Here is an 8,870-nt window from a genome sequence, read left to right as displayed (position 1 = left end):
ACAAAATCGATTCCAATCAGCTATTCGTAATCAGTCAAATATTGCTGAGAACTTAGCATCGGCGAAATCACGAGTTCAAGATGCAGACTTTGCAGCAGAAACAGCAGCACTTACACGTAATCAAATCTTACAGCAAGCAAGTAGCTCTATTTTAAGTCAAGCTAATCAACGTCCTCAGTTAGCCTTATCATTACTTGGTTAATTTTTAGGGTAGATAAGGTAAGCTTGGAAAAAAGTTACTATAGTTAACTGAAGCCAAGTTTACCTGTTTTATTATCTGGCTTAATATTTGCATTGTTTGGTAGGAGCGAATTATGTCAATAGAACAAATATCATCTGAACAGTTCATCAATGTTTTATCGGGTTACGATAAACAGCGAAATACTGAATCAATACCGCTGAAAAGTACGGAAAATTCAGTTAACGATACGAGCTCAGTAAGTAAAAAAACAGCTTCACCATCTTCTGAAAATATTGAAAAAACAGCAGAAGATAAGGAAGAATCTCGTTATTCATTAACATCAGGTTTAAATGAAGTAGAGGAAAAAGAAGAGCTTGAGAAATCACTTGAGATTATCAATCAATTTATTCCGTTAAAGAATACTAACTTGATTTTTGAATTTGATGATCTTTCTGATCCACCCATCGTTAAAGTGGTTGATAAAGATACCGATGAAGTTATTCGAGAAATACCGCCTAAGAATATTAGAGAAATATCTAAGGCTTTAAATGATATGGCCGATAGTATTAATAGGACAGGCGCACTATTTAATTCAGAAGTGTAACCTAAGTAAAGTTAGGTACTGAGTAGATTTTAAGTTTAAGCATCATAGTAGGTAGGTTAACATGCCATTAATTACATCAGCAGGCGTTGGCTCAGGACTCGACCTTGAATCGATCATTAAGGCAAGCGTTGATGCTGAAAATTTACCTAAGCTGGAAAGCCTTGCTAAAAAAGAATCTGAGCTGAGTGTTCGCCTATCTAGTATCGGTGCAATAAAGTCTTCTTTATCTAGTCTTGACGATGTAATGGGAAAGTTATCTGATATTGATAATTTTAACAAACGTACTGCAACAATTACCCAGCCCAGTAGCGGTGATTTAATTTCTGTAACTACTAATTCAAACTCTACTTCAGCTAATTTTAATGTTGAGGTTATGCAGCTCTCCCAAGGCTCTAGAGCCGTAATGGCTGATGGTCTATACACTTCTCCTACAGATGTGGTTACAGCATCAGGTGGAAACTTAACCTTTACTGCGGGTAGCAAAACATTCGACTTAAGCCTTGCCGCAGGCGCTACTTTAGAAGAGTTAAGGGTGGCAATTAATGACTCTGCCGATAACTTTGGTGTTACCGCTAACATTATTAACGACGGCACTTCTTCTAAATTAGTATTAACCTCTGATGAAACTGGTGTTGGTAATGACTTAGTTATTACTAGTGATACTGCAGAGCTTGATAATGTATCAACATTGGCAAATGATGGTGTTACAGCTGGTGGTTTAGCTATTGCCTTAGAAGATCAAGCACAAGACGCCATTATTGAGGTTGATGGTATCTCTATCTCTAGTTCGACCAATAAATTTACTGATGCAGTGCAAGATATTACGATTAATGCGTTAAAAGTTAGTGAAAACAATGAAAAAGCTGGTTTGGTTATTGATGTTGATAAAGCTGGCGTAGAAGCAACTATTGATGAATTTTTAGAAAAGTTTAATAATGCTATTGATACTATTGAATATCACACTCAAAGTGGTAGTGCGCTCTACGGTGATAGCGCCATGCGTAGTTTGAAAACACAATTAATTAATACCTTATCAAGTAAAGTCAGTGGTGCAGGTAATTTTGAAAGTCTTTATGATATTGGTTTAGGCTTAAGCTACAATATTGATACTAAAGAGGGGGGTAATTTAGAAAGAGAGTCGCTAGTACGTAGCTTAACTGACGCATTAACGGAATCCTATGATGATGTGGGCGTTATTTTTACAGCACCTGACGGTATAGCAACCCAGTTTTCTAATTTACTTGATGATTATGTTGGCGGTAGTGGTGCAATGAAGTCGAGAGAAGACTCGATTAATTCCCAAATGAGACAGCTGACTACAGATAAAGATAATCATGCTTACCGTATGGAGCAATTAGAGATTCGCTTAAGAAAGCAGTATTCAAGTTTAGATGTACTGGTTGCAGGTATGCAAAGTACAGGTAGTTTCCTTACCAGCCAATTAGCCAATTTACCTGGTTTTACTAAAGCTAAATAATACACCACAATAAATAGAGAATAAGTTATGAATATTAAATTAAATCAATATAGAAAAGAAGCGACTAAAACACAAATGGCAGGTGCAGAGCCTTATCAAATCATACAAATGCTAATGGCAGGTGTTATGGATAGTCTAGCTTTAGCAAAAGGGTGTGTTGAACGAGGTGATTTTGAACAAAAAAGCCGTAACATTTCTAAAGCTAGCTCTATTATTGTAGCACTGCGCTCTAGCCTTGATTTTAAGGTGGAGAGTGAGGTGCCAAATAATTTAAACGCCTTGTATGAATATATGACCGATAGATTAGTTGATGCAAGTATTGATAAAGACACTATAGCTATTGAAGAGGTAGCTAACTTATTTCGTGAGATTAAGTCGGCATGGGATGAAATTCCTGTTCAAGCTCGCGTAGAAGCTGAACAATTAAGAGCTAGCACAGCCACAGCAAGTTAATGGTTGCTTCAACAAAAGAAGTAAACAAAGCTTTTGATGAGCTTAATGAAATACTCGTAGAAGCAAAACTGTTAGTTAATAAAGAAAGCTATGAGCAAGCTCGCGTAACTGTAGAAACATTACAGCAAGCGTTGGTGTATTTGTTTTCTCTTGACAGTTTTGATCGTAATATTTTTATAGAAGATAATATTGAAAACCTAAAAAATAGAGCATTACTATTAGCAATAGATGACTTTCTAACCTCGAATGTCGAAAAATTGACACTCACTTCCCAGAGCCTTAAAACTGAGCTTGCAGGGTTAAACGTCGCAAAAAAAATGAAAAAAGCTTACGGTAAACTCTAGTTTATTCCCTGTTACTCATTTATTTATCAATTATTCCTCCTTGCTCAAACGGTATTAATTTAACCTTATTACTTTCTTGTCTGGCATAGCCCTTGCTTTATTTAGATAATATATCGAGTTAAGTGTAGATTTATGCTTAACTTAACATTGATAAAATTAATTTATTTAAAATCTAATGGTTAGGTGTGCTGTGAATTCAATTAAAGACAACTTAGATAACATAGAAAAAAAACTGTTACAGGTACAAAAAAAAGCAGAGCAAGAGCACGAATTTTCCATAGAAGCCAATGCTAGGTTTGAAAAAAACTTAAAAGCATTTGAGCAATATTTTCCTGAAATACAAAAGAAATTTATTAATTATCAACCTAGTGATAACTTTCAGTTCATCATTAACGATAATGGCACCGCAAATATTATTGATTATGATACTAAAGTACCTATGTATAGCGATGATCCCATTACACAAGTACACCAGCAAGTCGCACAGTCTTTAACAGAGCCAGTATTAAGTAACCTGAACTTTTCAGGTGTAGAGTTTTTAGAAAATACTACAGGCTTTTTACATGTCGACTTAATGAAAGCTATTGGTGCTCAATATAATAAAGCGAAAGATAGCCTACCTCCAAATAAGCTCGTTGATAAAAATATCCCTAGTGCAATTATCTTTGGTGTAGGGCTCGGTTATCACTTAATGGAACTTGCTAAAGCAACTACAGCCTCTTATTTATCAATATTTGAACCGAATGAAGATTACTTTTTTGCCAGCTTATTTTGTTTTGATTGGGTTGAGTATTTAAAGGTAATTGATAAAAGTGGTGCTTATCTGTATATCGGTATCGGTGATGCTGAAAGTGATATTTATCAACACCTTTATCAGCGAGCACAAGATATTGGCCCTTTTAGTATTTCTAACTCATATTTTTATCAGCACTATCCATCCAAAGCGATGCAACGTCTAACAAGTGAAATTCAGAATAATTTTCATCAATTTTTTATGGGTTGGGGTTTTTTTGATGATGCATTGATGAGCATGGCGCATACTATAGGTGTAATGGATAAATCTCCTCATATTCTGAAAGGTAGAAGTGCTTTAGCAAAAGAGATAAAAGATTTCCCTATTTTTATTATTGCTAATGGACCATCACTTGATGCTGATATTGAAAAAATAAAACAAGAAAAAGATAACGTTATTCTTGTTTCTTGTAACTCAGCTACCACGGCATTGCTTGCGCAAGGTATTACACCTGACTTTCATATCGCCCTAGAAAGAACTAAAGCGACAGCTGATTTTTTATCTGCACATATTAGTAAAAAAGATAGAGACATAATTAACCTATTGGTTGTCAATGTGATGTACCCAGGTACATTAGACTTATTCAAATGGAGTGGTGTTGCTTTAAAAGGTAATGAATCAGGTACAACTTTATATCAAATGACTCAATTTATAAACCGCAAAGAGATAACACCAACGGTTGGTTATTGTAATCCGTTAGTGGGAAATACAGGTTTAAGCTTCTTTACCAATATGGGCTTTGAAAATATCTATTTATTTGGTGTTGATAGTGGTTATATTGATGAAGAGCATCACCATTCAAAGTCTAGTTATTACTATAATAAAAAAGGAAAGTCGGTTTATGCTCCGTTGAAAATGGGGGCAGAATTTAGGGTTGAAGGTAATTTTGGTAAGCCGGTGATCACAGAGCCATTTTTATATACTGGTAAGCAACAAATGGAGCGATTGATTGAGTCATTTAAGCACACCAACCTAACGTGTTTTAATTGCAGTGATGGCGTAAAAATTGAAGGGGCTTATCCGCTACGATCTTCAGATATTCTATTACCAGAGCACTCGCTAAATAAAATAGCAGTCGTTGATAAAATTAAAAGTGACGCTTTTGAACCCAGCATGGAGAATGCCGACCTTAAGTCCTTACTTGATTTTGATTTATTCGAAGATATTTGTAAAACCATGGTCGAAATACTTACAGAGCCAATGGAAAATCGTTCACAAGCACTTGATAGTTTAATTAAGCAGTTAAGATATTTAAAATCTTTTAAACAGGGGGGGCGTCATGTGCATTTATATTTATTACTTGAAGGCGAGGCGTTATATGTCAACTCTGTTTTAATTAGTTTATTGTATAACTTTGGTAATAATAAAGAGATAATTCCTTACTTCAAACCAGCATTAAACTACTGGATAGATTTTTTACGTAAAGCTCCTGATTATTATCGCGAGCGCTGGGACTTACTGAGCACTTATTCGTTTGATTACTCAGAAACCGCATTAGAAGAAGGCAACGATTAAAGCGTAATAGACATTTCTATTGAGTTGTTATCAAAGTTATAATAACCATCAGTAACACGATCAAAGCCTATTTTCTCATAGGCTTTGATCGCGGCGATATTATTAACCTCAACACCTAAATTAACTTCACTTACGTTAAAGCTCTCTTTTAAGTAACCTATACTTGCAGTAATTACTTCACCAGCAACCCCTTTACCGCGCCAATTTTTTTCGCCAATTAGAATCCCCATTGTTGCGACACTAGGGTAGTCAGCCATGCGTTGATACTTGATATTACCAATGTGTTTTTCATCAGAGAATATCCCTAAAAAAATGCAATTTATGTCTTGTCTTCTTTGCTCAATAAAGCCTGCAAGCTCTGTTAAGTTGCTTTTAATATTCATGATATACTGGCTACTTTCATCGTCTTGCAACCACGATAAGTAAGTTAAACTAGCATCATCGCTTTGTAATGTTCGTAGCGTAAATCGCTTTGTTTTAATATTTATATTCAACGTAAACTCCTATGCATAAAAAATATGAAGTAATATTTAAGCTAAACGCTGTGTTGATGACCTGAGCGGATTAGTGCAATAGTTTGTGCAAAGCCACAGTTAAATAGTAAGTCGATAATACTCAAGTGGCTAATAAAATCACCATAAAGTTGCGGATATTTAGGGTGAATAAACTCTTGATAACTTAGGCTTATCCCTGCTTTAGTAATAGCTCCGCCAGGAGTTTCTCGCTCAATATAGTCAGCGGCACCTACAGGAGATAAGTACTGTTTAGCATCAAGTTGTTTGCATATATTGACGATTCTCTCGTCTTTAACTCCTGGTAGCTGTGGTAACTCAGAAGCAATATAAAAATGAGTATTGATTGCAAGTTTACTCGCAATTGCTTTGATTATATTTATGGTAAAGTCTGATAGTAATTCAAAATCAGCCAGAATTAGTGGCTCAATAAAGGTATAAACTTCATTGAAATAAGGTGACTTTCGGTAGTTGCTGGCAATACTTTTAAGATGTTTTTTTCGCCAAGGGTGTTTCAAATTTAACTGTGCTTGATTAATCAGAGTATCCATTCTTCCGTTAGGTAAGTTAACGCTTACCGTTAGCATAATATCACCAGTAGCTGACTTTATTCGGTTGCGTACATGCCAATCACTTTTACCGAGTTTTACATTATCGAGAAAAATAAAATGATCAACGCTATCAATTAAATCAAAGAAACCGCACCAAGGTAAATAGGTTGGTTGCATAATTGCACACTGCATTATTGAGGCTCCCTATAAACAAAAATAGTATATTCAAAAGGAATACTGCCTGCTTTTAAAATGTAGTCATGTTTGAGCACAACATTTTTGGATAAGTGCTTTTTACAAAAATCAAAAATAGCTAAGGGATCAGAATAATAAAGTTGCTCATCTTGATAATCAACATAGGTAGACATGGCATTAAAAGCGATACCTTTGTTACAGCTAGCGAACATCTTTTTCAGTGTGTTTAACATAAAAACTTCATTATTGGGCATTTTGTTGTTGAAAACGCCGCTAAGTAAAACGTAATCGTAACCTTCTGGAATATGCTCGGTCTGTAAGTCGCATTGTTGAAAGTTTACATTAGCTAAAGAGTGATATTTTTGCTGTGCGAGGGTTATAAACTCTTCAACGAAATCTAAGCCTAAATAAGTACCCGAAAAATTTTTATCTTGCAAGTATTCGTACATATCACCTAAGCCACAACCAACATCTATAATAGAGTAATCAGTTGATTTTACTGTGCTTTCAGTAATGCTATTTAAAATACTAAAACGTTTAAATTGCGATAGTTTATTAACATGCTGAACTGCAGCAGGAGAGGGGCCATGTTGGCGTAATAATTGTTGATAATGCGCTTTTAAGTTTTTAATCATCGGTAAAACTCATTTATAAAACCAATAATATCATCGAGTTGTTTTTTAGGTGTTTCAGGACGAATAAAAATATTGATGATATGCTCGTTAAAATACTCAGCGTTAGGGTTAACTATACCAGTAGCAAGGTGGCTAAGAGGCTTGTAATGACGGGTGATAATAATACCCTGCTCACTGGCTTTACTAATAAGTTCATCTCTGTTCTTTTCAACTAACAGAGGTAGGCGCCAGTAGAGTAAATCACAATGTAAGGGTAATAAATTAAGGTGTTGATGTGCTAAACGCTCGTAACAATACTGCATATTATCTTGTCTTTTTTTCACGCTTACTGCTAATCTAGCTAGCTTTTGCGTAAGTTGCGTGGTTAGTTGAGCTAAGTCGCTCGGTTGTGGTGCAAACTGCAATAATTGGTTAGTATTTAAAAGAGTCGTCGCGTTATCAAAAAAAAATTTGTTATTCGTAACTAGTGCGCCGCCATAATTACAGTTAATTATTTTGTCATAGCCAAAACTAACAATACTGATATCACCATAGCTACCTAAAGGTTTACCTTGGTAGGTTCCACCCATGGCTAAACAAGCATCTTCAATTAGTACTAAACTATGTTGCTTTGCTAAAGTATGTAAATCACTTATTTGGCAATAATGACCATAGCTGTGAATGGCGATGATAGCGCTTGTATGTTCATTAATTAATGGCTCAACTTGTGCTGAATTCATACAGAAATCATCAAGACTAATATCGCTAAGCACAGGCGTGTAACCAGCAAATTGAATGGCAAAAAATACCGCGGGACAGCAAATGTCAGGCATGATGACTTCACTTCCTGACGGAACACCACTTGCTTTTAACGCGGTAATTAACGCGGCACTACCTGAGCTTGTTAACATGCCGTATTGGCGACCTAATTGCTCAGTGATGGTTGTGGTCAATGCAGCTAAAGACAAATGCGTAAATCCTTTCTATATTCACTTAGTTGAAAGTGCTCAGGTTGATTAAGTATTTCAATGTGCTTTACTTGATGACTAAAGTGCAGCTTAACAGCAGCTAAGTCACAGAAGGTCCATTGAGAATAGCGCATAATATCGGGTAATTTTTCTTCAATAAGAGGATCACTCGCTCCCTTTATCTTTTGCTCAAAATCTTTGTCGAGTAAGTCCCCAATTAAAATAATGCCGCCTGGTTTAGTGACCCGAATCATTTCGTTAATAGCTTTAATAATATAGTCTTGCTCAGGAAAGTAATGAAAAATACTGTAGGATAATACACGGTCAAAGCTACTATCATCAAAATTGAGCTTTGCTGCTTCAGCAACACTAAAACATTGTTTAGGCATCAGTATTTTAGCTTGCTCAACCATAGATGATGCATAATCGACACCATAGAGCTGGTCAAAGTCATCTGCTAATTTTGATAACAATAAACCGTTACCACAACCAACATCTAATATTGAATTAAGCTTAGTAGATATTTGTAATTTGCTTTTTATATCAATAAGCAATGCTTGCCACGCTTGTTCAGTAGTAGGGCGACAGACCTGTTTTTTGAGATCTGCCGAGCTTAATGCTTGTTGATCCCATTCTGAGCGTTTTTTATCGAATGTACTCAAA

The 8,870-nt window shown here is 35.5% G+C and carries 11 protein-coding genes; 6 read left to right on the top strand and 5 right to left on the bottom strand.

Annotation, left to right across the window (positions count from 1 at the left end; translation table 11 throughout):
* The 6 genes from KO495_RS06395 to KO495_RS06370 form a co-directional block, all read left to right on the top strand.
* On the top strand, positions 1–202 hold a 202-nt coding region (locus tag KO495_RS06395; RefSeq protein ID WP_252738838.1), incomplete at its 5' end, for a flagellin.
* Positions 203–314: 112 nt separating this feature from the next.
* The gene (locus KO495_RS06390; protein ID WP_215979567.1) at positions 315–785 is read left to right on the top strand and encodes a flagellar protein FlaG; all 471 of its coding nucleotides are present in this window, start codon (positions 315–317) and stop codon (positions 783–785) included.
* Positions 786–846: 61 nt separating this feature from the next.
* Entirely contained in the window at positions 847–2,262 is a 1,416-nt protein-coding gene (fliD, locus tag KO495_RS06385; RefSeq protein WP_215979566.1) for a flagellar filament capping protein FliD, read from the top strand.
* A gap of 27 nt (positions 2,263–2,289) precedes the next feature.
* Positions 2,290–2,715 carry a flagellar export chaperone FliS gene (fliS, locus tag KO495_RS06380; protein WP_215979565.1) on the top strand — a complete coding sequence of 142 codons (426 nt, stop codon included), beginning with the start codon at positions 2,290–2,292 and terminating at the stop codon, positions 2,713–2,715.
* Positions 2,715–3,059 carry a hypothetical protein gene (locus KO495_RS06375; protein WP_215979564.1) on the top strand — a complete coding sequence of 115 codons (345 nt, stop codon included), beginning with the start codon at positions 2,715–2,717 and terminating at the stop codon, positions 3,057–3,059. Before fliS ends, KO495_RS06375 begins: the two co-directional genes overlap by 1 nt.
* A gap of 190 nt (positions 3,060–3,249) precedes the next feature.
* Complete coding sequence (locus tag KO495_RS06370) at positions 3,250–5,367, top strand: 6-hydroxymethylpterin diphosphokinase MptE-like protein (protein ID WP_354668369.1); 2,118 nt, start codon at positions 3,250–3,252, stop codon at positions 5,365–5,367.
* On the opposite strand, the gene KO495_RS06365 is transcribed toward KO495_RS06370, so the two are convergent.
* Genes KO495_RS06365 through KO495_RS06345 form a run of 5 tightly spaced genes read right to left on the bottom strand, consistent with a single transcriptional unit; the run spans position 5,364 to position 8,869 of the window.
* The gene (locus KO495_RS06365) at positions 5,364–5,861 is read right to left on the bottom strand and encodes a GNAT family N-acetyltransferase (RefSeq protein WP_215979562.1); all 498 of its coding nucleotides are present in this window, start codon (positions 5,859–5,861) and stop codon (positions 5,364–5,366) included. The genes KO495_RS06370 and KO495_RS06365 overlap by 4 nt on opposite strands.
* A 41-nt stretch (positions 5,862–5,902) precedes the next feature.
* Positions 5,903–6,622, bottom strand: coding sequence for a WbqC family protein (locus tag KO495_RS06360; RefSeq protein ID WP_215979561.1), 720 nt, complete (start codon positions 6,620–6,622; stop codon positions 5,903–5,905).
* Positions 6,622–7,260 (bottom strand): class I SAM-dependent methyltransferase, encoded by a 639-nt coding sequence (locus tag KO495_RS06355; RefSeq protein ID WP_215979560.1) that lies wholly within the window; start codon positions 7,258–7,260, stop codon positions 6,622–6,624. Before KO495_RS06355 ends, KO495_RS06360 begins: the two co-directional genes overlap by 1 nt.
* Positions 7,257–8,207, bottom strand: coding sequence for a DegT/DnrJ/EryC1/StrS family aminotransferase (locus KO495_RS06350; protein WP_215979559.1), 951 nt, complete (start codon positions 8,205–8,207; stop codon positions 7,257–7,259). Before KO495_RS06350 ends, KO495_RS06355 begins: the two co-directional genes overlap by 4 nt.
* Positions 8,198–8,869, bottom strand: coding sequence for a class I SAM-dependent methyltransferase (locus tag KO495_RS06345; protein ID WP_215979558.1), 672 nt, complete (start codon positions 8,867–8,869; stop codon positions 8,198–8,200). Before KO495_RS06345 ends, KO495_RS06350 begins: the two co-directional genes overlap by 10 nt.
* Position 8,870: the final 1 nt, after the last annotated feature.

This window comes from Colwellia sp. D2M02, from assembly GCF_018860755.1.
GTDB classification, from domain to species: domain Bacteria; phylum Pseudomonadota; class Gammaproteobacteria; order Enterobacterales; family Alteromonadaceae; genus Colwellia; species Colwellia asteriadis.
The sequence above is the reverse complement of the archived record's forward strand: the minus strand, read 5'-3'. Positions and strand labels throughout refer to the sequence as shown.

Excerpts from the sequence above, each read along its gene's own strand:
- KO495_RS06375 (WP_215979564.1), top strand. The coding sequence starts at position 2,715 with ATGGTTGCTTCAACAAAAGAAGTAAACAAAGCTTTTGATGAGCTTAAT.
- fliS (WP_215979565.1), top strand. The coding sequence starts at position 2,290 with ATGAATATTAAATTAAATCAATATAGAAAAGAAGCGACTAAAACACAA.
- KO495_RS06355 (WP_215979560.1), bottom strand. The coding sequence starts at position 7,260 with ATGATTAAAAACTTAAAAGCGCATTATCAACAATTATTACGCCAACAT.
- KO495_RS06390 (WP_215979567.1), top strand. The coding sequence starts at position 315 with ATGTCAATAGAACAAATATCATCTGAACAGTTCATCAATGTTTTATCG.
- KO495_RS06360 (WP_215979561.1), bottom strand. The coding sequence starts at position 6,622 with ATGCAGTGTGCAATTATGCAACCAACCTATTTACCTTGGTGCGGTTTC.
- fliD (WP_215979566.1), top strand. The coding sequence starts at position 847 with ATGCCATTAATTACATCAGCAGGCGTTGGCTCAGGACTCGACCTTGAA.